Here is a 22,644-nt window from a genome sequence, read left to right on the forward strand (position 1 = left end):
TGACCGTCGAGTCGAGGAGGCACCCGTGCCCGATGTCGTCGACCTCATCATGCAGGACCACCGCGAGGTGGAGCGCCTGTTCGACGAGCTGAAGAACAACCCCGAGAAGCGACCACTGCTCACGCCCGTCCTGTCGGCGGTGCTGACCGCCCACAGCCGGGCGGAGGAGGACTCGGTGTACCCGGTGGCGCGGGACGAGGCCGGCGAGCAGGAGGAGATCCAGCACAGCCAGGAGGAGCACGTCGAGGCGGAGACGCTGCTGGCGAAGCTCATCGCGTGCGACCCCACCTCGGCGGAGTACGACACGGTGCTGGAGAAGCTGATCGAGGGCGTGACGCACCACGTGGAGGAAGAGGAGTCCACGGTGCTGCCGGGCATGCGCCGCGCGCTGGAGGACTCGCGGCGCGAGGAGCTGGGCGAGGCGTTCGCCGCCAGCCGCGCCAAGCACCTGGGCGAGCTGCCGGGCCAGGCCACCAAGGAGGAGCTGATGGCCCAGGCGATGAACAAGGGCGTGAGCGGCGCGTCCTCGATGAGCAAGGGCCAGCTCGAAGAGGCGCTCCACTCGTCGTGATGACGTGCGTCACCCGGGTGCGCGGGCATAGGCTGGTGGGCGCGGACGGGCCGAACCGGTCGGCGCGGCCCGCGCACCCGAGGTGAGCATGGAGGACAGCCCCGTCGAGCTGTCGGTGGTGGAGTCGTCGCCGGACACCCTGGTCCTGCGGATCGCGGGTGAGCTGGACATGGCGACCGTCCCCGCCGCGACCGCGTTCGCCCACGCCCACCTGGGACGCACCCGGCGCGAACTCGTGCTCGACCTGAGCGGCGTGACCTTCTTCGCCTCCGACGGCATCACCCTGCTGCTGACCATGCGCTCGGCGTGCCAGGCGGTCGGCAAGTCGCTGCGCGTCGTGGCCACCACCCCGGCCGTCCTGCACCCGCTGGAGGTCGCGGGGCTGCGCGAGCACTTCGCGATCACCTCCGGCCTGGAGGAGATCGGCTAGCGCGCGGCCGGCGCTAGCCGTTGGGCTCCATCACCAGGATCGCCCCGTTCGGCTCGCCCGAGTTGGACCGCAGCGAGCTGCACACCACCCGCACCACCACCTCGCGCCCCTTGCGGTTGATCGCGTCGAGCTTCACCTCGGTCAGGAACGACGCGTCGGTCAACGCCTGCCGCACGACCGGGCGCAGGTCGGCCACCGGCAGGCCGATGTCCAGGTTGAGCAGGTGCTCGCCCTCGGCCTCGTCGCGGCGCACGCCCCACAGCTCCTCGGCGCCGCGATTCCACGCGAGGACGCGCATCCCCGTGTCGAGCACGATCACGCCGGCGCGCAGCGAGGTCAGGATGGACTCCAGGAACTCGTTGACCTGGTCCAGCTCCAGGCTGCGCTCGCGCAGCGTGTCGTTGATGACCTGCAACTCGTCGTTGGTGGACTGGAGCTCCTCGTTCATCGTCTCCAGTTCCTCGTTGGTGGACTGGAGTTCCTCGTTGGTCGTCTCCAGTTCCTCCACAGTGGACTGGAGTTCCTCGTTCGTGGTCTCCAGCTCCTCGTTGGTCGACTGGAGTTCCTCGTAGGCGGACTCCAGCTGGCGGTTGGCGTACTCCAGGTCGTCGAGCAACCGGCGCGCCGTGGTCACGTCGTGGAAGACGATGGACACGCCCAGGACCGTGTTGTCCGAGGCGATCAACGGGTTCAGGTGCACTTCGAGCCACAGCGACGCGCCGGGCGAGCGCAGCCACTCGACTTCCTTGACGCGCAGCGCCCGGCGTTCGGCGCGGACCTGCTCGACGTACCCGCGCAGCTCCACCGGGCGGTAGGACAGGTCCAGGTCGCGCAGCGGGCGGCCGACGTCCTTGGGCCCCAGGCCGAACAGCGTCTCGGCCTGCTGGTTGGCCAGCGCCAGCACGTCGTCGCCGGTGACGACGACCTGCGCCACCGGGCTCGCGGAGAACGCCAGCTCGCGGATCTGGTCCAGGCCGCCGACGTCGATCCGCCGGTCCTGCACCAGCGCGTGCGTGACGAAGTGCCCGCCGCTGACGATGCTGCCCGCGGTCTTGCGGAAGACGCGCCGCTTGAGGTCGATCGGGTCGAAGATCCGGCCGTGCGAGAGCAGCATCTCCGCCTTGCCCAGGAACAGCACGCCGCGCGGCACCAGCGCGAAGTGGAACCGGTTGAGGATCTTGGCCTGCGTCTCCTGGTTGAAGTACATCAGGGTGTTGCGGCACACCAGCAGGTCGATGCGGGAGATCGGCGCGTCCTGCACCAGGTCGTTGCGGCCGAAGATGACCGAGCGGCGCAGGTCCTTGCGGAAGGCGTGGCGGCCGTTGAGCGGTTCGAAGTACTTGGCGACCAGCTCCGGCGGCACCCCTTGCAGTTCGCGTTCGCCGTAGGTGGCGTGACGGGCGTGGGTGAGGGCGTCCTCGTCCACGTCGGTGGCGTAGATCTTGACCCGCTGGCGGAACCGCTCGACGCCCAGCGCCTCGGTGAGCGCCATCGCGAGGCTGTAGGCCTCCTCGCCGGACGCGCAGCCGGCGCTCCACACCCGCACCGGGTCGTCGGGGCCGCGTTCGGCCAGCAGCGTCGGGATGATCTCGTCGCGCAGGAAGCCCCACGCGTCGGCGTCCCGGAAGAAGCCGGTGACGTTGATCAGGATCGTGTTGAACAGCGCGTTGAACTCGTCGGCGTTGACCTGGAGGTGGTCGATGTAGTCGACGTGGTTGTCGATGCCGACCTCGTTCATGCGGTGCCGGACGCGGCGCATGAGGCTGGTCCGCTTGTACCCGGTGAAGTCGAACCCGCGCGACTCCTTGAGGTAGCGGAGGACTTCCTCGAAGTCGCGGTCGGGGTCCTGGCCGTCACTCACACCGGAGAACGCTACTCGCCGTCCGGTGGGGCGCCCGGTCGAGCCACGCCGTCACCGCGCGGTGTCCAGGACCGCCCAGACCACCTTGCCGCCGTCCGGCCACGACGTGTGCCCCCACACGCGGCTGACCCGCTCCACCAGCCGGACCCCGCGACCCCCCGGCGTGGTGCCGCCGTCCCCCCGCCGCGGCGGGTCGGTCGCGCCGTCGTGGACGGCGATGGTCAGCGTCGGGCCGCGCAGCTCCAAGCGCAGGTGCGGGGCGCTGCGGGCGTGCTCGACCGCGTTCTGCACGAGTTCGGTGACCACGAGCAGGGCGTCGTCCAGCACGTCGCGCACGTCCCACCGCACGCACGTCTCGCGCACGAACTGCCGCGCCATGAGCGCGCTCACCGAGGACTCGGGCAGCCAGGTCTCGTCGCGCCGCCGGTCGGGGCGCTGCTCCGCGGCGACCACGGCGTCGTGGACGGACGGGTAGTGGCGGACGAACCGCCCCGCGCCGCCGGCGGCCAGCGCGCGCTGGTGCGCCGCGCCCGCGCCGACCAGCAGGACGGGGACGCCGGGCCACTCCGACACCCGCATCCACACCGTCGTGAACACCGACATCACCGCCGGTGTGGCGACCTCGAAGCCGTCGTCGAGCACCACGACCACGGCGGTCGGTCCCTCCAGGGCGCATTTGAGGAGGCTGTCGCGCAGGTGCGCGTAGGTGCTGAGGTCCAGCCGGCCCGAGGGTCGGACGATCGTCGCGCCGGCCTCGGTGCCGACGTCGAGCGTCAAGGTCATGAGGCGTGCTCCGGTGGGTTCGGTCTGGTGAACGTGCCGTCGAGCAGGTGCGCGCGCAGCACGTCCGCCGCGCCGGCGGCCTCCGCCTCCGCCCGCCGGCACCGCTCGACGATCGAGTGGCTGCCGCGCGCCTCGGCGGACAGCCGCATCCGCCGCGACAGCGACACCTGCTCCTCCAACGCGCGCAGCGCCGCCCACAGGGCCCTCTCCAGGGCGGCGTCCTGGGCTTCCAGCAGGGCTTCGGCGGTCCAGGCGTGGCCGACGTGGCAGCGGAACCGGTTGTGCTCGGCGTCCAGCGCCAGCAGCGCGCCGCCGCAGTCGGGGCACGAGAAGCTCGACGGCGTCCCCATCGACTCCACCTCACCGGGGCCGGCGCCCGACCCGTTCGCGGCCCACGCGGCCTCCCGGCGCAGCAGCTCGGACGGGTCGCCCGCGTCCTCGACGGGGCCGCCGACCTCGCCGCGCAGGAGTTCGCCCATCTTGCCCGCCGGCAGCACGTGGTCCACCTCGACGTGCCGCAGGACCGCGTTCACCATGCCCGGGAACAGGGCCTCCTCGGGATCCTGCACCACCGTCAGCCCGCCGCGCGCGGAGATCGCGACCATGCCCGCCGCGCCGTCGTCCAGCGTGCCCGACAGCACGACCCCGACGACGCCGGGACCACGGGCCAGGGCGGCCGAGCGGAACAGGGCGTCCACGGAGGGCCGGTGACCGTTCTCGGTGGGCCCGCGCGACAGGTGGACCACGCCGTCGACCACGAGGAGGTGGTGGTCGGGCGGCGCGACGTGGATGCGGCCCCGGCGCAACGCCATCCCGGCCCGCGCGGGCGCCGCGGGCAGCGGACCGCTGCGGTCGAGGATGGTGGACAGCGCGCTGGTGCCGCGGGCGGGGATGTGCAGCACGACCGCGACCGCCGCGTCCAGGTCTTCGGGCAGGCCGGCGACGAACGCCCGGAGCGCCTCGACGCCCCCCGCGGACGCGCCGACGACTATCAGGTCCCTCGATGGCATGGGGTGCACCTCGGGTCGTGGATACCCCGCTGGTTCGGAGGGTACTCGTTACGATTCGGTCCTTCGGGGTCCGACACGGACGCTTCGGTGGTCCGACACGGGACGGCGGTGGGGTGGTGCTCTGGAGTGCCGGCGCGGTGGCGCGCATGCTGGGCGTCTCCCCCACGACCCTGCGCACGTGGGACCGCAGGTACGGGTTGGGGCCGAGCACGCGCGAGGAGGGCAGGCACCGCCGGTACAGCGAGGAGGACGTCTCCCGGCTGCGGCACATGCTGGCCCTGACCGGGCGGGGCGTGGCACCGGCCGCCGCGGCGGCGATCGCGATGGGCCGCACCCTGTCCGTCGAGGACGGCGGCGACCCGCCGCTCGACGACACCTCGCACACCGACGACGAGTCGCGGGCCGGCGGTTCGCAGGACGGCGGCTCGCGGGACGGCGGCTCGCGGGACGGCGGCTCGCGGGACGGTGGCTCGGGGGCGGGTGGCTCGGGGGTGCGTGGGTCGCGGGCGGGTGGGTCGCGGGCGGGTGGGTCGGGGGCGGGTGGGTCGGGGGCGCGTGGGTCGCGGGCGGGTGGTGGGCCGCGGGTGGTGCCCGTCGAGCGGGACGGGTGGGCTCCGGAGGTGCGTGGCTTCGCTCGTGCGGCGTACCGGCTGGACCTCCCGTTGATGACCGACCTGGCCGGCGGGCTGGTGGCGCGGCACGGGGTCGTGGTCGCGTGGGAGAGCGTGCTGGTGCCGTTCCTGGTGGCGTTGGGCGAGAAGGTGTCCGCGCAGGGGTCCGGGGTGGAGGTCGAGCACCTCGCGACCACGGCCGTCCTCGACGCGGTGCGCGGCGCGGTGCTGCCGGTGTCCGGGCGGCTGCCGGCGCTGCTCGCGTGCGCGCCCGACGAGCAGCACAGCCTGCCGCTGCACGTCCTCGGCGCGGCGCTGGCCGAACGGGGCTGCGCGTCCCGCCACCTCGGCGCCCGCGTGCCCGCCGCGGCACTACTCGATGCGGTGAAGTTGTTGGAGCCCCGGGTCGTGGTCCTGTGGGCCCACGCGTCCGGGTACGCGTCCCTCGCGCCCGTCCCCGACCTGCTGGAACGCGGTTGCGAGGTGCTGGTCGCGGGTCCCGGGTGGACCGTCGTGCCGCCCGGGGCGCGCCGGCTCGGGTCGTTGGGCGAGGCCGTCGAGGCCGTGCTTGAGTTGAACCGATTTTGAAACGAATTTAGGCTCTGAGAGGTCCCTCCGACCTCAGGACGTGAGCCGCATGCCCGAGCTGTCCCGTCTTCCCCAGCCGGTCGCCGAGTCGTGGGACTGGCAACTCCAAGGTCTGTGCCGGGGCATGGACAGTGCCCTGTTCTTCCACACCCACAACGAACGCGGTGCCGCGCGGGAGCACCGGGAGGCGCAGGCGAAGGCGGTGTGCGCGCGGTGCCCGGTGGTGGCGGAGTGCCGGGCGCACGCGCTGGCGGTGGAGGAGACGTACGGCGTGTGGGGCGGCCTGGGCGAAAGCGAACTCCGCCGCCTGATCGCCCGCAACCACCGCAAGCGCCACGCCACCCCGACCCCGAAGCGCGACTGACCCGGCCGCCTCCGGGCGCGCCAGACCCCGGGCGCGCCAGACCTGCCCGCGGCGAGTCCTAGGCGCGCGGCGAGTCCTAGGCGCGGCGAATCCTGGGCGCGGCAGACCCCAGGGCGCGCCACCTGGGCGCGGCTCGCGGCCGTCAGCGAACCTGGGCGGCGCTCCTCGGCCGCCACTGGGTGTAGCCCGCTTCCTCGGCCTCGGCGATCGAGCGGAAGGTGACATCGCCCTTCATGCGCTTGAAGTAGGGCGAGTCGGGCGTGTGGAAGATCATCGACTTGGAACTGCCCTTGACCTCGACCACCGCGGCCGGGGTTACTCCCGCCGGGGCGACTTTCGCCGAGGTGACTCCCGCCGTAGCGGATGCCGCCGGAGCGGGCTCGGCATCGGGCACCGGGGCGGGTTCGGGCGTGGGCTGTGCGGCGAGTGCGGCGAGTGCGGCGGTCGGGTGGTCGGGCTCGGGTTCGGGCTCGGCTTCCGGTGCGGGTTCCGGCTCGTCCGCGTTCTCCGGTGCGGGCTTCGGTTGGGTCGGGAGGGTCAGCGTGCCCGCGGGCAGGGCCGGGCGCGGTGGGGTGGTCGGGTGGGTGAGTTCGGCGCGCAGGCCGCGGATCGTGGCGCGCAGCGGCAGCCACGTCAGGACCGCGCCCGCCAGGAACGCGAACCCGCACAGGACGAACATCTGGGCGAACAACCAGAACACCGCTGCTCCTAGCTCATCAGGACGTCGACCTGGCGCGTGGCCGGGTCCGTGTTCTCCGGCGCGGCGTCGAGGACGACCGCCGTCCGGATCCGCTCCGGCCGCACCCCCTGCGCGACGAACAACGCCCGCACCGCGTCCGCCCGCTGCTGCGCGAGCGCGCGCGGGTCCGGGTGGCCGGTCGAGGAGGCGTGGCCGGTCAGCGTGACGGTCGCCTTCGGCGCCACCAGCAACAGCCGGCCCACGCGGTCCACCAGGACCGGGCCGTGGCCCTGCCACGCCGTGGACGACGGCTCGAACCGGAACCCGCCGTTGCCGTTGATCATCGCCGTCACCGACCGCCGCAGCGCGGCGAGGTCGAGGTCCCCGCCGACGACGTCCACCCGCGGGTCCCGCGCGCCCAGCGCGGTGAGCGCCTCGCGCAGGGCCGCCGCCCGCGGCTCGTCGGGCACGGTCGCCCGGACGTCGAGCGTGTCGCCGGTCGCGACCGCGGTGAGGTCGTGCGCGGACGCGGCGAAGGCGGCGGTGACCACGTCGGCGGCGGCGGACGCGCTCAGCGGCGACCGGATGCCGGTCTCCGACAGGAAGTCCGTCACCGCCAGGTCCGCCGGGGAAGTCACGGCGAGGTGTGCCGGGAGATCGGTCGGCCGGAGATCCGTCGCTCGCGGGTCTGCCGCCTGGCGGGAGTCGGCTGCGGCCCCGACCGCGTCGAGCAGCGCGCGCCGCTCGTCCGCGTCGGCGACGGCACCGGCCAGCAGCACCCCGGCCGCGGACACGGTGACCGCGAGGCGTCCGGCGGCCTCCCGCTCGGCGATCCGCGCTCGGGCGAAAACCCCTGATGCCGCAAGGAGAGCGGGCACCAGCACGGCACCGACGAGCCACGCTCGCCACGCTGGGGACTTCAGCACCGGGCGTTCGTACCGGAAGTGCCCGTGCCGATGCCACCAGCGCGGGGCGTACGCCCAGGACACCGCCCGGCATTTCACCTGTCCAGGTGACGATCATTCGCGTGCACAAGGAATCCGGCGGCGGCGCGACACGCGGGACCCCCGCCGCGACCGTCCGGATCGGACGGGGTAGGGTTCCCCAGTCGCACCGATCTTCGGCGGCGAGACCGGCCGGCGCGCGACACGAAGTCCCGGCGCGACGCGAAGTCCCCGCGAGCGCACCGAAGTCGGGCACGACGGAGTGACGCCTCGACCGGGTCCGTTCGAACCGGACCGCCGAGTCGCTCGACCTCCGCACGCCCTCAAGGCATGCGTCATCACGCCCACGCCCCGCAAGCCCCGGCGTGAACCGTCCTCACCGCGTCAAGCCGAAGCCCGACCCGCGACCATCACCTTCAAGCGGCGTAAGGCAGCACCCCCGTCCGACAGCCGCACTTGCTGCACACCGGGTGGGCGGGCGCCCGCACCACCACCTCGGCCAGCAACCGACGCGAGTCCTCGAACGTCGGCGGGCGCTGACCGGGCACCAGTAACGAGTCGAGCACCTCCTGCCACCGCTTCGCCCGGGCCCGCGACCGCTCCACCGGGTCCCGCAGCCGGGCCCGCGACCGCACCTCCTCCCGGGCCTGCTCCCCCGACTCGCCCAACGGCCGCCGGGGTCGTGGCGCGGTGAGCCGGGCGTTGCGGCGGTTGACCCGCCACCACTGCCCCAGCGTCATGCCGGCGACCGGGGGGCGCGCACGCCGCGCGCCCCCCTGCCACCACGACCAGAGCCGCACGCGGAGGAAGTCGTGCGCGGCCTGGTCGCGGCTCCTGGGTCTGCCCTGCCTGGTCCCGTCGGGCCTGGAGTCCACGGCCGCCAGCAGGGCGTCGACGCTCCACCCCTCGGCGAACCACGGCTCCACGACCTCGCGCAGCAGCGCGCGGTCCGCGTCACCCCAGCTCGCTCTCAGGCACAGCGCCTCGACGGCCGTGTCGATCTCGTCGTCGGTCTCGGGGATGACACGGCCGGGCCACTGCCGGGGATCGAGTTGTACGCGCATCCCTAGCTCCCTTCCGAACGCGTACCGAACACCTGTTCGAGATAGTGCCAGAGGGGTACGACAATTCCGGGGGGCCAAGCCTTGACTCTCCTGGAATAGAGGGTAAATGCGCAGGTCAGAGCGTTTTGAAGGACTTCGGGGAGGAGGAGCGCGGCGGCGCTGGAGCACGCCGCCGCGCCCGGGGGTCACGGCTCGTCGACCTCGGCCTCGATGCTGCTCAAGGTCGCCTCGACCTCGTCCAGGCCGGGATCGGGGACGGCCTCGCCCCGGCACGCCACCAGGGCGGTGAGGAGGGCCGCCAGGACCAGCGCGGCCCTCACTTGACACCGCAGTGGTCGGCCTGGAACTTGTCCACCCGCTCCTGCACCTTGCCCAGCCGGGTGAGCTGCTCCCCACGCCGCTCGGCACGCTTCTCCAGGCGCTCGGCGCGGGCGGTGTCCCCGGCGTCCCGGGCCTTCTGGGCCTGCGCCTTGAGCCACGCCGTGGAGCCGATGACGTCCGCGCCCCCGTTGATGCGGGTGGTGAGGCGCGTCACCCGGTCCTCGACGCGGGGCAGGCGCTGCTCGCAGATCTTCTTCACCTGCTCCGGGCTGAGCGTGACGGGGGCGTAGGTCTTGTCCTGCGCGGACGCGACACCGGTCGTGGCCAGGCCGGCCCCGGCGACGAGGGCCGCGACGGCGATGCGACGGATCCATGTGTTCATGCGTCCACGATCGCGGGACGCGGTGAGCGCCCGGTGCGGCGGATGTTCGGGTTGTGCAAAGAACGGGGTTTGAGCCGGACCCGGAACGGCAACCCTCCGCGCCATGACCGACACCCTGTGGGACGAGTTCCATCGCGTGGTGAACATGACCTCGCTCGAACTGGAGGACTGGCTGCGCACCCGCTCGGCGGACGAGAACTCCGAGGCACTGCCCGACCAGGCGGGCACCCCGACCGGCCAGGAGGTGCTGAGGGTGCTGCGCAAGCGGCGCACCGACCTGACCACCGAAGACGTGCGCGTGATGCGCAAGGTCGTGGAACGCGTCCACGAACAGCGCCGCGAGGACCTGGAACCGACCGCCGGCGAGGCCCACTGGCGCCACCGCCTGATGTCCATCGGCCACGACCCGCTCAAGCCGGCCTGAGACGTCGTCGTGCGGTCCTGCCCGGGTCGGCTCCGGGCAGGGCTACTCCCGCGGGGGATCGACCTCGCCGATCATGTCGACCAAGAAGAGCAGGCGCGCCGCTGCCTCCCAGGCGGTGAGGCCGACGCGCGGGTACCGGCACTCCTTCAAGCGCGCGGCGCTGTCTTCCAGGAGCCGTCGCTCCTCCGCTTCAAGCCGGCCCTCGACGCAGGCTTCGACACACCGCCGGACGTGGTCGGTCTCGGGACCGTCCGGCCACCTGCCCGCCACCGCGAGGCGCAGCGCGTGCAGGGCGGCTTCGCGGCGCGCGACGTGCCACCGGGCCCGTGGCCGCCCGTCACTCGGGACCCGCTTGCCGCGGCGCTTCTCCGCCCGCCGCCGGTCCGCGTAGGCGTCCAATTCGACCAGCCACGCGTTTCGGCTGGTCTCCAGTTCGTCCAGGGCGCGGAGCAGGGCGGTCCCGTCGTGTTCGAACAGGCCGGCGCGGGCGCGCAGGAGGCTCAGCGTCTCGCGGAACCCGATCGGGGCGTAGAGGTTGACGCAGGAGCGCAGCGCGGAGGCGCGGTGGGACAGCGGCAGCGTCTCGTCGCGCGCCCTGCGCGCCCAGTTGCCGAAGCTCATGCTGATCCGGATGCGGCCTCCGGCCCCCGTCTCCATGATCGCACGGGGTACCGACAGGAAATCCGTCTCGCTAGTGCAGCACCGGGCCGGCGTCCACCCGGTCCGCGTCGCCCAGGCGCACGCCCGACGCCGGGACCAGGCCGAACTGCACCACCTGGCGGCGGGTCAGCAGTTCGGTCAGCCAGTCGGTCGCCACGCGCAGGCGGTTGCCCGGCATCGCCAGCAGGTGGTAGCCCCGGGCAACGACCTTCGCGGGCCAGCCGGTCAGCGGCACGTGCAGCGGGTTGGCCACCGCCTGGCCGCCGGACAGGTCCACCACGAAGCCCAGGTCCCGGTGGCGGTAGCGGGCCGGGGTGCCGTGGCCCAGGGACGCCGCCACGTTGCGGCCGGCCAGTTTGCCCTGGCGTTGCGCGTGCTGGGCCGTCATGGGGGTGGGTTTGCCGTCGTTGTGGACATCCGGCACGGCGGCGACGTCGCCTGCCGCGAACACGTGCGGGTGGTCCGGCACGGTCAGGTCTTCCTGGACCACCAAGCGGCCCTTCTCCGTGGGCAGGGCCACCGATTCGACCAGGGGATCGGGGCGGACGCCCACGCACCACACCACCGTCTTGGACGGGATCTCGCTGCCGTCGGTGAGCTTCGCGCACGACGCCGTCACCTCGGCCACGCTGGTCTTCAAGCGCACATCGACCCCGCGCGAGCGCAGCACCTCCAGGGCCGGCCCGGACAGGCGTTCGTCCAGGCCCGGCAGGACGCGCGGAGCCATGTCCACCAGGACCCAGCGCACGGGTGGCGCGGCGGGGCGGCCCTTCAGCGCCGCCGCCGTGAGTTGTTGGCCCTGGGCCACCAGCTCGGTGCCGGTGTAGCCCGCGCCGACCACCACGATCGTGGCGCGGGCGGCGCGTTCGGCCGGGTCGGTGGCCTGTTCGGCCAGCTCCACCTGGCGCAGGACGTGGTCGCGCAGGAACACCGCCTCGGCCACCGACTTGAACCCGTAGGCGTGCTCGGCGACGCCCGGGATGGACATCAGCCTGGTCACGCTGCCCGACGTCAGCACGATCCGGTCCCACTCCAGGACCTGCTCGCGCCCCTCGACGTCCACCGCCGTGCACGTCCGCGCGGCCAGGTCCACCTTGGTCGCGTGCGCCTGCACCAGCCGGGTCCGCGGCAGCTTGGGCCGCAGCGGCACGGCCACCCGGCGCGGGTCCAGCGTCCCGCCCGCCACCTCCGGCAGCAGCGGCACGTACAGCATGTAGTCGGTCGGGTTGACCGCCACCAGCTCGGCCGCGTCCGGCGGCAGCGCCCGTTCCAACGCGCGCAGGCAGTGGTAGCCCGCGAACCCCGTCCCGACGACCAGCACCCGTGGCTTGGCCATGATCCGACCACCTCCCTCCCCCGCCGGGTACCCAGCGCCCGGAAGGGGTAGACACGAGGACATGAGCATCGGGCTGCCCGACGGGATCACCGCCTGCCTCTTCGACCTCGATGGGGTGCTGACCAGCACCGCCGTGCTGCACCGCCGCGCGTGGCGGCGCACGTTCGACGACTTCCTGCGCCCCCGCGGCGAGCCGCCGTTCGCCGAATCGGACTACGTCGAGTACGTGGACGGCCGGCCCCGCTACGACGGCGTGCGCACCTTCCTGACCTCCCGAGGCATCACGCTGCCCGAGGGGTCGCCGGACGACCCGCCCGACCGCGACACCGTCCACGGCGTCGGCAACCGCAAGAACGAGCTGATCGACGCGATCATCCGCCAGGAGGGCGTCACCCCCTACCCGGGCACCGTCCGCTACCTCGACGCCGTCCACGGCGACCTGAAGATCGGCGTCGTGACGTCCTCGGCGAACGCGACCCGGGTCCTCGACGCCGCCGGCCTGTCGAAGTACGTGCAGGCGCTGGTGGACGGCGTGGTGATCAGCCGGGACGGGCTGCGCGGCAAGCCCGCGCCGGACTCCTTCCTGGCCGGCGCCGAGGCGCTCGGCGTGGCGCCGGCGCAGGCGGCGGTGTTCGAGGACGCGTTGGCCGGGGTCGCGGCGGGACGCGCGGGCGGGTTCGGGTACGTGGTGGGCGTGGACCGCGCGGGGCAGCGCCCGGCGCTGCTGGAGAACGGGGCGGACGTGGTGGTCGAGGACTTGGCGGAGCTGCTGTGACCGGTTACGAGATCCAGCCGTGGGCGTTGCGCTGGCACGGCCTGTCGGTGCCCGACCTGCGGCGGACGGAGTCGACGTTCGCCCTGTCCAACGGGCACATCGGCATGCGCGGCACGTTGGACGAGGGCGAGCCGCGCGGCCTGCCCGGCACCTACCTCAACGGCTTCTACGAGGAGCACTCGCTGCCCTACGGCGAGGGCGGCTACGGCTACCCCGAGGCCGGGCAGACCGTCGTCAACGTCACCGACGGCAAGGTCGTCCGGCTGCTGGTCGAGGACGAGCCGCTGGACATGCGCTACGGCCGCGCGCTGGACCACGAGCGGGTCCTGGACTTCCGGTCCGGCACGCTGCGCCGGCGCACCGAGTGGGAGTCGCCGACCGGCCGCCGGATCACCGTGCGCAGCGAGCGGCTGGTGTCGTTCACCCAGCGCGCCGTGGCCGCGATCCACTACGTCGTCGAACCGCACGACGACCTGCAACTGGTGGTGCAGTCCGACCTGCTGGCCAACGAGCCCGTCGAGCACCGGGGCGGCGACCCGCGCGTGGCCGCCGCGCTGGACGCGCCGCTGGTGGCCGACTTCGCGTGGGCCGAGGGCACGCGGGCCGTGCTGGCCCACCACACGCGGCGCTCGGGCCTGCGCATGGCCGCCGCGATGGACCACGAGCTGGACGTCAGCGACGGCGTGCGCACCGGCATCCACGCCGAGGGCGACCTGGCCCGGTTCACCGCCGCCGTGGACGTCCCGGCGGGCGGCGCGCTGCGGCTGACCAAGTACCTGGGTTACGGCTGGTCCGCGCAGCGGTCGGTGCCCGCGCTGCGGGCGCAGGTCGACGCGGCGCTGGCGGGCGCGCGGCAGACCGGCTGGGCGGGCCTGCTGCGCGAGCAGCGCGCGTTCCTGGACGACTTCTGGGAGGTCGCCGACATCGAGGTGGACGGCGACGACGAGATCCAACAGGCGTTGCGGTTCGCGCTGTTCCACATCCTCCAGGCCGGCGCCCGCGGCGAGACCCGGGCGATCGCGGGCAAGGGCCTGACCGGCCCCGGCTACGACGGGCACGCGTTCTGGGACACCGAGATGTTCGTGCTGCCGGTGCTGACCTACACGGTCCCCGACGCCGCCCGGGACGCCCTGCGCTGGCGGCACTCCACGCTGCCCAAGGCACGCGAGCGGGCCGTGGTGCTGGGCCAGCACGGGGCGGCGTTCCCGTGGCGGTCCATCAACGGGGCGGAGTGCTCGGCGTACTGGCCCGCGGGCACGGCGGCGTTCCACGTCTCCGGCGACGTGGCCCACGCGGTCGCCCAGTACACCGCGGCCACCGGCGACGTCGAGTTCGACCGCGAGTGCGGCACCGAGCTGCTGGTGGAGACCGCGCGGCTGTGGATGTCGCTGGGCCACCACGACCAGCACGACGGGTTCCGCATCGACGGCGTGACCGGCCCGGACGAGTACTCGGCGATCGTGGACAACAACGTCTACACCAACCTGATCGCCCAGAAGAACCTGCGGGAGGCCGCGCTGGCCGCCGAACGGCACCCCCAGAAGGCCGGTGACCTGGGCGTCAAGCCCGAGGAGGTGCGGGCCTGGCGGCTGGCCGCGGACAAGACGCTGGTGCCCTTCGACGAGCTGCTGGGCGTGCACGAGCAGGCCGAGGGGTTCACCGCCCACGCCGAGTGGGACTTCGCGCGCACCGCCGAGGACGAGTACCCGCTGCTGCTGTCCAAGCCGTACTTCGACCTGTACCGCAAGCAGGTGGTCAAGCAGGCGGACCTGGTCCTGGCCATGCACGTGCGCGGCGACGTGTTCACCCCCGAGCAGAAGGCCGCGAACTTCGCCTACTACGAGGCCCGGACCGTGCGGGACTCGTCGCTGTCGGCGGGCACGCAGTCGGTGCTGGCGGCCGAGGTCGGCGCGCTGGAGCTGGCCTGGGACTACCTGGCCGAGGCGGCGTTCACCGACCTGCACGACCTGCACCACAACGTCCACAACGGACTGCACATGGCGTCGCTGGCGGGCGCCTGGATCGCGGTGGTCGCCGGGTTCGGCGGCATGCGCGACCACTCGGGGCTGACCTTCGCGCCCCGCCTGCCACCGAGCCTGGCGCGGATGGCGTTCCGCATGTCCTACCAGGGCACGCGGTTGTGCGTGACGGTCGGCCGCGAGGAGGCGACGTACCGGATCGTGTCGGGCGGCGCGCTGCGCACCGAGCACCACGGCAAGCCGATCGTGGTGGAACCCGGCACGCCGCTCACCCTCCCGATCCCCGAGCCGCCCACGCCGCCGGAGGTGAGCCAGCCGCACGGCCGCGAACCGGTGCGCCGGGAGCCGAGGCCCTAGGGCCTGTCCGGTCGCCGGTCGGGCCCGGTCCGAGCGGGTGCGCGGCCGCCCGGACCACGTGCGCACCGCGACCGGACAGGCCCTAGTCGCCCTTGTGGGGGCGCAGCGCCGAGGGCTTGTGCACCGCGTCCCGGCCGCTCTTGGCGCTGCGCACGCGGTACTGCGGGTCGTCCTTGGAGGCCTTCACCTTCCGGCCGGCGGCCTCGGTGTCCTCGGTGATCTTCTCCTCGACCTTGCCGTGGGTGGTGCTGCCGTGCGACTTCCACTCGACTTCGTCGCCCTTGCGGAACGTTTCGCCCATGACTTCTCCTCTGCCGAATCTTCCGGTGGCCCACGGGTACCCGCACCACCAGGGGAACCAACGGAGGGGTCATGGACGAGCACAAGCGGATCAGGGACGAGTTCTCCGAGGCGGTCAACCTCACCGCGGCGGAGCTGGAGGACTGGCTGGGCACCGACGAGTCCCGGGCCGTGGGGCAGAAGGACGGCGGCGGCGAGTCCACCGGGCACGCCTCCGGGCGCCGCATCGTGCGGCTGCTGCGCACCAAGAACGACGACCTCAGCGAGGACGACTACGCCCACATGCGCAAGGTGGTCGGGTACGTGCACCGGCACCTCGCGCAACGGCCCAAGGACGTCGAGGACTCGGCGTGGCGGTACTCGTTGATGAACTGGGGCCACGACCCGTTGAAGCGGTGAAGACGCCCGGTCAGGGCTCCTCGGGGGGAGGGGAGCCCTGACCGGGACTTGCAGGCGGCCCAGGGGGGCTGTGGCCGCCTACGCCATCATCGTCGCGCGCCGGCACCCCCGTTACGCGCGGTGCCGGGGAATTCCCCATGGGACCATTCGGAATGGCAATGGGGACGCGCGACCGCCGTATCGCACCACACGGCGACCGTCCACTTCGTCCGGGGGTCGTGGCATCCCGCATGACGGGGATCGTTACCGCAGAACTGCGGGTTTCACCTGGAAATGGGTAACCCACACAGGTGAGATGTCCAGCGCGCGGGCGGTCCGCCGGTCAGTATCCCCGGGTGTGAGCGGAACACCGATCTACGACGAGCTGGCGGCGACGTACCTCGCCGACCTCGACCTCAGCGCCCTGGACCGGCCCGGGCCCGAGCCCGTCGTCGCTCCCGAGCCCGCCGGACCCGCCGAGCCGCAGCCCCGCGGTCGCACGAAGGCGTGATCTTGACACCCCGCCGCGCGCGGGGGTAGTACGACTGGTGACGCGACCAGGGCCGCCGCCTGTGGGGAAGGTGGAGCGGCATGCGCGTGCGGGCGGTGCTCACGGCGGTCTTCCTGCTGGCGGCGTGCACGACCGCGCCTCCCGAGCGGGTGACCCTGACCTGGTGGGACCACCTCGACCACTCCCCCGTCGCCGACCAGGCCGTCGAGGCGCTCATCGCCCGCCACCACGCGGCGCACCCGCACGTGGAGATCAAGCGGACCGCCGTGCCGCGCGCGGAGCTGGAGGAGCGCCTGGCGCGCGGGCCCCGGCCCGACATCGCCGCCGTGGACGTGGCCGCCCTGCCCCGCCTGGCCGCCGCCTCCGCCCTGACCGACCTGAGCGGGCGGTTCCAGGGGTGGGACCTGCCGTTCGTGGAGCCCGCGCGGGACAGCGTCCGCTCCGCCGGCCGCTACTACGGCGTGCCGCTGCGCACCGACACCCCGGTCCTGCTCTACAACCGGGACCTGTTCGCCGCCGGCGGCGTCGCCGGGCCGCCCGCGACGTGGGCGGACCTGCGGGTCACCGCGCGGTCGCTGACCGGGGCGGGCCGGTGGGGCCTGTGCCTGGCCGCCGGGGCGGGCGACGACCTGACCGGCACGTTCCTGCCGTTCCTGTGGCAGGCGGGCGGCGACGTCCGGGACGTCACCGGGGCGGTCGAAGCTCTGTCCTTTGTGGACTCATTGATGGCCGGCGCCCACCCCGATTCCCTGCGCTGGTCCAGCACCGACGCGACCACGGCGTTCACCGAGGGGCGGTGCGCCATGACGGTGAACGGCCCGCGCGCCGTGCCCGCGCTGAACGCCGCCGGTCTCGACTGGGGCGCCGCGCCCCTGCCCGCGGGCCCGGCCGGCACCGCGTCGCTGGTCGGCGGCGAGGCGTGGGTGGTGGGCGCCGGCAGCCCCCACGCCGACCGGGCGTGGGAGGTGCTGCGGTGGCTGGCCGAGCAGCCCGACAACGCCACCGAGTTCGGCGCGGCCCTGCAGGCGGTGCCCAACCGGTCGGACACCGCCGCGGACCCCGGGTGGCAGTGGGACCCCAACCTCGGCGCGTTCACCACCCAGCTCGCCTCCGCCCGCTCCCCTTACACGCCGCGCCACCCGGAGGTCTCCGCGGAGCTGTCCGCGATGGTGCGCGCGGTCCTGCACGAGGGCCGCCCGCCGGCCGACGCGGCGGCCGACGCCAAGCCCCGCCTCGACCCGCTGCTGCGCTGACGACAGCGGCAAATTGCAGATCATGTGCAGCAAACCGGTCTGTGGAGCCGAAAACCGCGACCCCCGAGCCGTTCACACCAACCCGGCCACCGTTCACCGACGACACCCCCGAAAGGGGGGACATCCGTGCGTGGCGCAGGGCAAGGTATCCGGTCTCGGGCGTCGCCCCGCGACGACCGGGGTATCCGGGTCGCATGCGGAAAGAGGCACCGGTGAAGGACAAGGTCGAGAAGGGCGACACCACCACGCGCCCGTGGATGACCCGCGCCCAGCTGCTCGCGCTGGTGGTGGGGTCGCTCCAGCTCGTGTTCGCACTGGTGCCGGTCCTGCCGATGAGCGCGGGCCACCAGGCCCTGCACGTGTGCACGGGGCTGGTCGGGATCGCGCTGGCGTGGAAGCACCAGTACGCCCGCCTGTACGGCGTCGCCCTGCTCCTGGTCTACGGCAAGCTCTACCTCGACGGCGTCGACACCTCCACCACCTGGCTTCAACTGCCGACGCTGGAGACGGCCGCCAACGGGCGGTCCGCGCTGGCGGGTCTGGTGATCGCGCTGGTCCCGGCGGTGACCCGGCGGTAGTCGCCCGCGGTCATCGTGCCGTCGGGGTGGAAGCGCAGCTTCGGGCTGCTGCTGTGGGCGATCGACTCGAACATCACGCGGTCCGCCGCGGTGGTGGGCCGCCAGTACATGTGGGCGCCGTGGGTGACGCCCATGTCGAGGTCGATCATGGTGGCCACGGCCCGGTCGTAGCGGCGTCCGGTCAGCGGCAGGCCGCCGGAGGCGTGGATGTCGAACACGTCGTGGTCGCCGGTCAGGGGCCGCAGCACCCCGCGCCGGTCGTAGCCGTGCACGACGCCGTCGCGCACGAGGTATTCACCGAGCTGTTCCAGCAACGCCATCTTGGGGCCGAGGCGGTCGAACTCGTCGCTGCGCTGGGTGAAGCGCTTCAGCAAGCGGTCGGTGACCCCGTAGCGGGGTAACCGGGGCCGGAAGAAGCCGACCAGGCCGCGGTAGCGGTGCCGGGCGCCCAGGCGGACGTCCAGGTCGTCGATGGTCTTGGCCTTCACGGCCTCGGGCTTGGGCAACGCGCCGTCGCGCAGCCACGCCACGGCGTGCGGGTTGGTGGCCCGCACGTCGATGACGAGGTCCTGCTCCGCGGCCACCTGCTGGAACTTGCGGGCGTTCTCGGTGGGCATGCCGAAAACCGGCTCCACGGACGCCATCGGGAAGAGGTGATCAGTGCGCACGGGTATTAAGGTCCGCCCGAAAACGGCGTGCACCAGAGCGCCGGCTTCGGTTAGCTCTAAGCGTGACCCCTGATGCGCTGATCGGACTCCTCGCCGGTCCAGACCGGTTGCGCGTGGTGGCCGCACTGGTCCTGGGTGCCCGCAACGTTACGGAGATCACCGAAGCGACCCGTTTGGACAACCGCGTGGTGGACCGGGCGCTGCGCAAACTCCGCACCGCGGGATTGGTGGCAGCCTACGGCGAGGAGCTGGTCCTGCGGGAGGAGGTCTTCGCGCACGCGGCCCGCGTGGAGCGCCCGCGGGAGGATCCGTTCCTGCGGGACGGACGGCTGCTCAAGCTGCCGGCACAGCGCGGGCGCCGGCGCGAGGTGCTGGAACGGGTCGTCGTGGTGTTCGAGCCGGGTCGCCGCTACGCCGAGCGCGAGGTGACCGAGACGCTGCGCGAGCGGTGCGAGGGCGGCGAGGTCGACCACGTGGCCGTGCGGCGCTACCTGGTCGACGAGGGCCTGCTGGACCGGGCCGACGGCGAGTACTGGCGCTCCGGCGGCCCGGTCGAGGTCAGTTGAACCGGTCGGGGTCGGGCCCGATGCGCTCGCCCCGGTCGAGGGAGGCGATGCGGTCCAGGTCGGACTGGTCGAGCTCGAAGTCGAACACGGCGAAGTTCTCCGCGATGCGGCTGGGCGTGACCGACTTGGGGATCACGACGTTGCCGAGCTGGAGGTGCCAGCGCAGCACGACCTGAGCCGGGGTGCGGCCGTGCTTGGCGGCGACGGCGGTGACCACGTCGTCGCGCAGGAGGTCGCCGCCCTGGGCCAGCGGGCTCCACGCCTCGGTGGCGATGCCGTGCTCGGCGTGGAAGGCGCGCAGCTCGGCCTGCTGGAGGCGGGGGTGCAGCTCGACCTGGTTGACGGCGGGCACGGTGCCGGTCGCGTCGACCACCCGTTCGACGTGGGCCGGTTGGAAGTTGGAGACGCCGATCGCCCGCACGCGGCCGTCGGCGAGCAGCTTGCCCAGGGCGCGCCAGCTGTCGACGTAGCGGTCGCGGGCCGGGGCCGGCCAGTGGATGAGGTAGAGGTCGAGCCGGTCGAGGCCGAGGCGGGCGAGGCTCGCGTCGAACGCGCGGAGGGCCTCGTCGTAGCCCTGGTCGGAGTTCCACAGCTTGGTGGTGATGAACAGCTCGTCGCGGGGGTGGTCCTCGATCGCCCGTCCGACGGGTTCCTCGTTGCCGTAGATGGCGGCGGTGTCGATGCTGCGGTAGCCGGTGCGCAGCGCCTCCCGCACGGCCGCCTCCGTGTCCTCTGTGGACACCTGGAAGACGCCGAAACCGAGTTGCGGCATGGCGACGCCGTTGTTGAGGGTGATGGTGTTCGTCATTCTCACCATGATGCCCGCTGTCAACGACTCCCACGTCCTGGACGGCGTTGACCCGGTCGTGGCCGGTCTGGTCCGATCGTGCCGTGACCGAGGTGACGACCGTGGAGGTGACGGTCTCCATCCGCCTGACCGCGCCGCCCGACCAGCTCGTGGACACCGCCGCCCACCTGGCCGAGACGCTGCGCGAGGCCTTGGACGTGCCCGCCGCGAAGGTGGTGGTGGACCTGCCCGTGCAGCGGGCGGACCTGCGCATCCTGGCCGATTCGCGCCGGGTGCTGCACCGGGGCCGGGACGTGGAGCTGACCAGGCTGGAGTTCGACCTGCTGCACCACCTGTGCACCCACCCGCGGCAGGTGCACCGGCGGACGGCGCTGATGAACAGCGTGTGGGGGACGACGACGTTCGTGGACACCCGAACGGTGGACGTGCACGTGCGCCGGATCCGGCGGAAGCTGGGCGAGGCGGCGTCGCTGATCACGACGGTCCGCGGCGTCGGGTACCGCGTGGACGACCCGTTCGCGGTCTCGGTGGAACACGACGCCCTGGCCGGCTGACCCAGCACTGGGCAAGCGGTCCGGGGAGCCCGTCACTGCGACATCCGGGCTACTTGGCGTTCCACCTGGAGGGGCAGGCGGCGTCGGTCGCGGAGGGCCGCGGGAAGCCGGTGCAGGGCTTCCGCGACGGCCCGGCGGGCGGGCGGGGTCGTCAGGGCCTGGCGGCACAGGGACAGGGTCGCCCGCAGGGCCACGCCGGGTGGGCGGCGCAGCCAGGTGGTCAGCAGGTCGTTGCGCAGTTCCCGGGTCCGGCCGGCCGCCGGTGACGCCCGTGACGGGGACGGCTGGTGGTGGGCGGTGACCGAGTCCACGTAGGCGCAGGCCCACCCCGCCGCGGCCATGTCCCACGAGAACAGCCGTTCCTCACCCCGGAAGAACAGCAGGGGGTGGAAGCCGCCCACCTCCAGGAAAACCTCGCGCCGGACCACCGCCGCGCAGCACAGGAAGCCGAACACGCTGGGGCCGGGCAGGTCGGGGGCGCGACCCAACGGCGAAGACGCCATTTCGGAGCAGATGGGGTCCTCGCGGCCTTCCGGTTCGATGATGGTTCGGGCCGCTACCAAGCCCAGGCGCGGGTGTGCCTTGAACAGCTCCTCCGCGTCGTGGAGAGCGTCCGGTGACCACCACGAGTCGTCGTCGCAGAAAGCCACGTACGGTGTACGGGCAGCCTGAACGCCGTGGTTGCGGGCGATCGCGCCGAAATTGCGACCCAATGGCAGAACGCGCACGCCGGGGAACCGGGCCGCCTGTCGCGCGGTGTCGTCGGATGAGCCGTTGTCCACGACGACGATCGGCACCTCCAGCTCGGCCAACCGCTCCAGGGTGCGCGTCAAGTCCGCCACGCGGTCGCGCGTGGCGATCACCACCGTTGTCCCCTCCACCGCCGGGTACTACCCGGGCGACAAGTGGTTACACCCCCGATCCACGGGTAGCTCCTCGACATGGGCTTCGAACGAGCGGTCGTGACCGGTGGCGCCGGGTTCCTGGGTTCGCACGTCTGCGAGGCGCTGCTCAAGCGCGGCACGGCGGTCACCTGCGTGGACGACTTCCGCACCGGGTCGCCGGACAACGTGCCCGACGGCGTCGGGCTGGTGGTGTCGGACGTCTCGAAGCCGCTGGACCTGCTCGGACCGGTCGACCTGGTGATGCACCTGGCCTGCCCGGCCTCGCCCGTCGACTACCTGCGCGACCCCGTCGGCACCATGAAAGCCGGCGGCCTGGGCACGTTGCACGCGCTGGAGCTGGCCAAGCGCAAGAACGCGCGCATCGTCGTCGCCTCCACCAGCGAGGTCTACGGCGACCCCCTCGAACACCCGCAGCGGGAAACCTACTGGGGCAACGTCAACCCCACCGGCCCGCGCAGCGTCTACGACGAGGCCAAGCGCTTCGGTGAAGCCCTGACCTGCGCGTTCCGCCGGGAGTACGGCACGGACACCGGCATCGTGCGGATCTTCAACACCTACGGCCCGCGCATGCGCACCGACGACGGTCGGATGATCCCCACGTTCTTCAGCCAGGCCCTGGCCGGCGAACCGCTCACCGTCCACGGCGACGGGAGCCAGACCAGGTCGCTGTGCCACGTGGACGACCTGGTCCGCGGCCTGGTCGCCATGGCCCACAGCGACCACCCCGGCCCGGTCAACCTGGGCAACCCCGAGGAGGTCACCGTCCTGGAGGTCGCGCGCCGGGTGATCGAGGTGTGCGGCAGCGGGTCGGAGATCCGGCACGTCGAGCCCATGGAGGACGACCCGCGCCGCCGCCGCCCGGACATCTCCCTGGCGCGCGAGGTCCTGGGCTGGGAACCCCGGATCGACCTCGCCGAGGGCCTCCGCCGCTCGTTTGACCGACATCTCGTCGGGTAGTCGCCAGCCAACCACAGGAAAGGGGAC

General features: G+C 72.9%; 28 protein-coding genes. 14 read left to right on the forward strand and 14 right to left on the reverse strand.

The window, feature by feature from the left end; translation table 11 throughout:
- Positions 1-25 precede the first annotated feature (25 nt).
- Together AB0A74_RS11200 and AB0A74_RS11205 are read left to right on the forward strand one after the other, a co-directional pair.
- On the forward strand, positions 26-571 hold the full coding sequence (locus AB0A74_RS11200) for a hemerythrin domain-containing protein (RefSeq protein WP_358248687.1): 546 nt from the start codon (positions 26-28) through the stop codon (positions 569-571).
- 88 nt (positions 572-659) lie between these two features.
- Positions 660-1,001 (forward strand): STAS domain-containing protein, encoded by a 342-nt coding sequence (locus tag AB0A74_RS11205; protein WP_358248688.1) that lies wholly within the window; start codon positions 660-662, stop codon positions 999-1,001.
- A gap of 13 nt (positions 1,002-1,014) precedes the next feature.
- Here the strand turns inward: AB0A74_RS11205 and AB0A74_RS11210 are convergent, their stop codons facing one another.
- From AB0A74_RS11210 to AB0A74_RS11220, 3 genes are read right to left on the reverse strand one after another with little or no spacing between them, the layout of a single operon-like run.
- Complete coding sequence (locus tag AB0A74_RS11210; RefSeq protein WP_358248689.1) at positions 1,015-2,862, reverse strand: CheR family methyltransferase; 1,848 nt, start codon at positions 2,860-2,862, stop codon at positions 1,015-1,017.
- A 51-nt stretch (positions 2,863-2,913) separates the two neighbouring features.
- The gene (locus AB0A74_RS11215; protein WP_358248690.1) at positions 2,914-3,645 is read right to left on the reverse strand and encodes an ATP-binding protein; all 732 of its coding nucleotides are present in this window, start codon (positions 3,643-3,645) and stop codon (positions 2,914-2,916) included.
- Entirely contained in the window at positions 3,642-4,655 is a 1,014-nt protein-coding gene (locus AB0A74_RS11220; protein WP_358248691.1) for a chemotaxis protein CheB, read from the reverse strand. Before AB0A74_RS11220 ends, AB0A74_RS11215 begins: the two co-directional genes overlap by 4 nt.
- 116 nt (positions 4,656-4,771) lie before the next feature.
- On the opposite strand from AB0A74_RS11220, the gene AB0A74_RS11225 reads away from it, so the two are divergent.
- Positions 4,772-5,854 (forward strand): MerR family transcriptional regulator, encoded by a 1,083-nt coding sequence (locus AB0A74_RS11225; protein ID WP_358248692.1) that lies wholly within the window; start codon positions 4,772-4,774, stop codon positions 5,852-5,854.
- Positions 5,855-5,903: 49 nt separating this feature from the next.
- Positions 5,904-6,218: a WhiB family transcriptional regulator gene (locus tag AB0A74_RS11230; RefSeq protein ID WP_358248788.1), complete on the forward strand. Its 315-nt coding sequence runs from the start codon at positions 5,904-5,906 to the stop codon at positions 6,216-6,218.
- 142 nt (positions 6,219-6,360) lie between these two features.
- Here AB0A74_RS11230 and AB0A74_RS11235 read toward each other — a convergent pair whose 3' ends face one another.
- The 5 genes from AB0A74_RS11235 to AB0A74_RS11255 all read right to left on the reverse strand — a co-directional run bounded on the left by AB0A74_RS11235 (position 6,361) and on the right by AB0A74_RS11255 (position 9,608).
- The gene (locus AB0A74_RS11235) at positions 6,361-6,918 is read right to left on the reverse strand and encodes a hypothetical protein (RefSeq protein ID WP_358248693.1); all 558 of its coding nucleotides are present in this window, start codon (positions 6,916-6,918) and stop codon (positions 6,361-6,363) included.
- An 8-nt stretch (positions 6,919-6,926) separates the two neighbouring features.
- Entirely contained in the window at positions 6,927-7,823 is an 897-nt protein-coding gene (locus AB0A74_RS11240) for an OmpA family protein (protein WP_358248694.1), read from the reverse strand.
- 434 nt (positions 7,824-8,257) lie between these two features.
- Complete coding sequence (locus AB0A74_RS11245) at positions 8,258-8,905, reverse strand: hypothetical protein (protein ID WP_358248695.1); 648 nt, start codon at positions 8,903-8,905, stop codon at positions 8,258-8,260.
- Positions 8,906-9,090: 185 nt separating this feature from the next.
- Complete coding sequence (locus AB0A74_RS11250) at positions 9,091-9,225, reverse strand: hypothetical protein (RefSeq protein WP_358248696.1); 135 nt, start codon at positions 9,223-9,225, stop codon at positions 9,091-9,093.
- Positions 9,222-9,608, reverse strand: a complete 387-nt coding sequence (locus AB0A74_RS11255) for a hypothetical protein (RefSeq protein WP_358248697.1) — start codon at positions 9,606-9,608, stop codon at positions 9,222-9,224. The genes AB0A74_RS11250 and AB0A74_RS11255 overlap by 4 nt, the downstream gene beginning before the upstream one ends.
- A 103-nt stretch (positions 9,609-9,711) precedes the next feature.
- Here AB0A74_RS11255 and AB0A74_RS11260 point away from each other — a divergent pair, with 103 nt between their 5' ends.
- Positions 9,712-10,032, forward strand: coding sequence for a DUF3140 domain-containing protein (locus tag AB0A74_RS11260; RefSeq protein WP_343931532.1), 321 nt, complete (start codon positions 9,712-9,714; stop codon positions 10,030-10,032).
- A gap of 42 nt (positions 10,033-10,074) precedes the next feature.
- Here the strand turns inward: AB0A74_RS11260 and AB0A74_RS11265 are convergent, their stop codons facing one another.
- Positions 10,075-10,689, reverse strand: a complete 615-nt coding sequence (locus tag AB0A74_RS11265) for a hypothetical protein (protein ID WP_358248698.1) — start codon at positions 10,687-10,689, stop codon at positions 10,075-10,077.
- Positions 10,690-10,723: 34 nt separating this feature from the next.
- Positions 10,724-12,028 carry an NAD(P)/FAD-dependent oxidoreductase gene (locus tag AB0A74_RS11270; protein WP_358248699.1) on the reverse strand — a complete coding sequence of 435 codons (1,305 nt, stop codon included), beginning with the start codon at positions 12,026-12,028 and terminating at the stop codon, positions 10,724-10,726.
- Positions 12,029-12,089: 61 nt separating this feature from the next.
- Here AB0A74_RS11270 and AB0A74_RS11275 point away from each other — a divergent pair, with 61 nt between their 5' ends.
- Positions 12,090-12,803, forward strand: a complete 714-nt coding sequence (locus tag AB0A74_RS11275) for a beta-phosphoglucomutase family hydrolase (RefSeq protein ID WP_358248700.1) — start codon at positions 12,090-12,092, stop codon at positions 12,801-12,803.
- On the forward strand, positions 12,800-15,139 hold the full coding sequence (locus tag AB0A74_RS11280) for a glycosyl hydrolase family 65 protein (RefSeq protein ID WP_358248701.1): 2,340 nt from the start codon (positions 12,800-12,802) through the stop codon (positions 15,137-15,139). The genes AB0A74_RS11275 and AB0A74_RS11280 overlap by 4 nt, the downstream gene beginning before the upstream one ends.
- Positions 15,140-15,221: 82 nt before the next feature.
- Here AB0A74_RS11280 and AB0A74_RS11285 read toward each other — a convergent pair whose 3' ends face one another.
- Positions 15,222-15,440 (reverse strand): DUF2945 domain-containing protein, encoded by a 219-nt coding sequence (locus tag AB0A74_RS11285; protein ID WP_343931528.1) that lies wholly within the window; start codon positions 15,438-15,440, stop codon positions 15,222-15,224.
- Between the two features lie 71 nt (positions 15,441-15,511).
- Between AB0A74_RS11285 and AB0A74_RS11290 the strand changes: the two genes are divergently transcribed.
- From AB0A74_RS11290 to AB0A74_RS11305, 4 genes are all read left to right on the forward strand, one after another.
- Positions 15,512-15,838: a DUF3140 domain-containing protein gene (locus AB0A74_RS11290; RefSeq protein ID WP_358248702.1), complete on the forward strand. Its 327-nt coding sequence runs from the start codon at positions 15,512-15,514 to the stop codon at positions 15,836-15,838.
- 337 nt (positions 15,839-16,175) lie between these two features.
- Positions 16,176-16,328, forward strand: coding sequence for a hypothetical protein (locus tag AB0A74_RS11295; protein ID WP_358248703.1), 153 nt, complete (start codon positions 16,176-16,178; stop codon positions 16,326-16,328).
- 80 nt (positions 16,329-16,408) lie between these two features.
- Positions 16,409-17,581: a sugar ABC transporter substrate-binding protein gene (locus AB0A74_RS11300; RefSeq protein WP_358248704.1), complete on the forward strand. Its 1,173-nt coding sequence runs from the start codon at positions 16,409-16,411 to the stop codon at positions 17,579-17,581.
- A 194-nt stretch (positions 17,582-17,775) separates the two neighbouring features.
- Complete coding sequence (locus AB0A74_RS11305) at positions 17,776-18,159, forward strand: hypothetical protein (RefSeq protein ID WP_358248705.1); 384 nt, start codon at positions 17,776-17,778, stop codon at positions 18,157-18,159.
- On the opposite strand, the gene AB0A74_RS11310 is transcribed toward AB0A74_RS11305, so the two are convergent.
- On the reverse strand, positions 18,069-18,827 hold the full coding sequence (locus AB0A74_RS11310) for a hypothetical protein (RefSeq protein WP_358248706.1): 759 nt from the start codon (positions 18,825-18,827) through the stop codon (positions 18,069-18,071). The two genes, AB0A74_RS11305 and AB0A74_RS11310, sit on opposite strands and share 91 nt — an antisense overlap.
- Positions 18,828-18,889: 62 nt before the next feature.
- Between AB0A74_RS11310 and AB0A74_RS11315 the strand changes: the two genes are divergently transcribed.
- The gene (locus tag AB0A74_RS11315) at positions 18,890-19,393 is read left to right on the forward strand and encodes a DUF2087 domain-containing protein (protein WP_358248707.1); all 504 of its coding nucleotides are present in this window, start codon (positions 18,890-18,892) and stop codon (positions 19,391-19,393) included.
- On the opposite strand, the gene AB0A74_RS11320 is transcribed toward AB0A74_RS11315, so the two are convergent.
- Positions 19,386-20,201, reverse strand: coding sequence for an aldo/keto reductase (locus AB0A74_RS11320; protein WP_358248708.1), 816 nt, complete (start codon positions 20,199-20,201; stop codon positions 19,386-19,388). The genes AB0A74_RS11315 and AB0A74_RS11320 overlap by 8 nt on opposite strands.
- Before the next feature lie 83 nt (positions 20,202-20,284).
- On the opposite strand from AB0A74_RS11320, the gene AB0A74_RS11325 reads away from it, so the two are divergent.
- The gene (locus AB0A74_RS11325; RefSeq protein WP_358248709.1) at positions 20,285-20,755 is read left to right on the forward strand and encodes a winged helix-turn-helix domain-containing protein; all 471 of its coding nucleotides are present in this window, start codon (positions 20,285-20,287) and stop codon (positions 20,753-20,755) included.
- 32 nt (positions 20,756-20,787) lie between these two features.
- On the opposite strand, the gene AB0A74_RS11330 is transcribed toward AB0A74_RS11325, so the two are convergent.
- Positions 20,788-21,621, reverse strand: coding sequence for a glycosyltransferase (locus AB0A74_RS11330; protein ID WP_358248710.1), 834 nt, complete (start codon positions 21,619-21,621; stop codon positions 20,788-20,790).
- A 75-nt stretch (positions 21,622-21,696) separates the two neighbouring features.
- On the opposite strand from AB0A74_RS11330, the gene AB0A74_RS11335 reads away from it, so the two are divergent.
- Positions 21,697-22,617, forward strand: coding sequence for a UDP-glucuronic acid decarboxylase family protein (locus AB0A74_RS11335; RefSeq protein ID WP_358248711.1), 921 nt, complete (start codon positions 21,697-21,699; stop codon positions 22,615-22,617).
- Positions 22,618-22,644: the final 27 nt, after the last annotated feature.

Source organism: Saccharothrix sp. NPDC042600 (assembly GCF_040647305.1).
GTDB classification, from domain to species: Bacteria; Actinomycetota; Actinomycetes; order Mycobacteriales; family Pseudonocardiaceae; genus Actinosynnema; species Actinosynnema mutabilis.

Excerpts from the sequence above, each read along its gene's own strand:
- AB0A74_RS11265 (WP_358248698.1), bottom strand. The coding sequence starts at position 10,689 with ATGGAGACGGGGGCCGGAGGCCGCATCCGGATCAGCATGAGCTTCGGC.
- AB0A74_RS11260 (WP_343931532.1), top strand. The coding sequence starts at position 9,712 with ATGACCGACACCCTGTGGGACGAGTTCCATCGCGTGGTGAACATGACC.
- AB0A74_RS11270 (WP_358248699.1), bottom strand. The coding sequence starts at position 12,028 with ATGGCCAAGCCACGGGTGCTGGTCGTCGGGACGGGGTTCGCGGGCTAC.
- AB0A74_RS11205 (WP_358248688.1), top strand. The coding sequence starts at position 660 with ATGGAGGACAGCCCCGTCGAGCTGTCGGTGGTGGAGTCGTCGCCGGAC.
- AB0A74_RS11245 (WP_358248695.1), bottom strand. The coding sequence starts at position 8,905 with ATGCGCGTACAACTCGATCCCCGGCAGTGGCCCGGCCGTGTCATCCCC.
- AB0A74_RS11255 (WP_358248697.1), bottom strand. The coding sequence starts at position 9,608 with ATGAACACATGGATCCGTCGCATCGCCGTCGCGGCCCTCGTCGCCGGG.
- AB0A74_RS11275 (WP_358248700.1), top strand. The coding sequence starts at position 12,090 with ATGAGCATCGGGCTGCCCGACGGGATCACCGCCTGCCTCTTCGACCTC.
- AB0A74_RS11305 (WP_358248705.1), top strand. The coding sequence starts at position 17,776 with ATGCGGAAAGAGGCACCGGTGAAGGACAAGGTCGAGAAGGGCGACACC.
- AB0A74_RS11230 (WP_358248788.1), top strand. The coding sequence starts at position 5,904 with ATGCCCGAGCTGTCCCGTCTTCCCCAGCCGGTCGCCGAGTCGTGGGAC.
- AB0A74_RS11300 (WP_358248704.1), top strand. The coding sequence starts at position 16,409 with ATGCGCGTGCGGGCGGTGCTCACGGCGGTCTTCCTGCTGGCGGCGTGC.
- AB0A74_RS11320 (WP_358248708.1), bottom strand. The coding sequence starts at position 20,201 with ATGACGAACACCATCACCCTCAACAACGGCGTCGCCATGCCGCAACTC.
- AB0A74_RS11335 (WP_358248711.1), top strand. The coding sequence starts at position 21,697 with ATGGGCTTCGAACGAGCGGTCGTGACCGGTGGCGCCGGGTTCCTGGGT.
- AB0A74_RS11215 (WP_358248690.1), bottom strand. The coding sequence starts at position 3,645 with ATGACCTTGACGCTCGACGTCGGCACCGAGGCCGGCGCGACGATCGTC.
- AB0A74_RS11220 (WP_358248691.1), bottom strand. The coding sequence starts at position 4,655 with ATGCCATCGAGGGACCTGATAGTCGTCGGCGCGTCCGCGGGGGGCGTC.
- AB0A74_RS11285 (WP_343931528.1), bottom strand. The coding sequence starts at position 15,440 with ATGGGCGAAACGTTCCGCAAGGGCGACGAAGTCGAGTGGAAGTCGCAC.
- AB0A74_RS11290 (WP_358248702.1), top strand. The coding sequence starts at position 15,512 with ATGGACGAGCACAAGCGGATCAGGGACGAGTTCTCCGAGGCGGTCAAC.